Annotated in this window: 1 protein-coding gene; it reads right to left on the bottom strand. The window is 50.6% G+C overall.

From position 1 onward, the window contains the following. Positions 1-8 precede the first annotated feature (8 nt). On the bottom strand, positions 9-739 hold a 731-nt coding region (locus tag ACK4HN_RS11915), incomplete at its 5' end, for an RNA-guided endonuclease InsQ/TnpB family protein (RefSeq protein ID WP_409877770.1).

Genomic DNA, 739 nt, shown 5'->3' with positions numbered 1-739 from the left:
CTTGACGCTCATCCCGCTAACGCTTCTCGTATAGCGGTAGATTCCCCCTTCACCGAGTCTTGGCTAGATGTCCCGAAGGACACCCCCGCCAGAACCTCTCCAGGGGCGTTTTCAGCACTGGCCGCCCGACAGCGCTTTTCAAATCTATTTCGCAGGACTAGACTACTGGCAATATCACGAGCCATGGAGCATCCACAGGAGCACTCATGCCAACGGATATTAAGGAACTTCGGCACTAACTTGCCACAAGCAGGACACTCTTGAGAGGTTCCCGCTGCTTCTTCCTTAACCAGCGCCTTGCCACGCTTGAAAGCAACCCAAGGCAGGATTGAGTTAAGGAATTGTCCATGACCCGCATCTAGCATGTGCTTGCCGAGGAAACCCTTGCTGAGACTGACTAGGTTCAAGTCTTCAACCACAATCACATCAGCTTCATCACAAAGCTTGTGAGCAGCCTTGAAGTGAAAGTCTCTGCGAGTGTTGGCAATCCGTTCGTGAAGCCTTGCCACCTTAAATTGAGCTTTCTTCCAGTTAGCAGACCCAGGCTGTTTCCGCTTTAGTCTACGTTGCAGCAATTTAAGCTTGCGTTGCAGATTCACGAAAAACTTGGGACGCTCTAGTTGAAGCCCATCTGAGGTGGATAAGAAATATTCCAGCCCAACATCTACTCCAACCACATGACCCGCCAACGGCGGTTCTGGAATGGCAATGTCAGCCTGAAAAATAAGCATGACGTAAT

It is taken from the genome of Thermosynechococcus sp. (genome assembly GCF_046299655.1).
Lineage (GTDB): Bacteria > Cyanobacteriota > Cyanobacteriia > Thermosynechococcales > Thermosynechococcaceae > Thermosynechococcus.
This window is presented reverse-complemented; position numbering and strand designations above follow the sequence as displayed.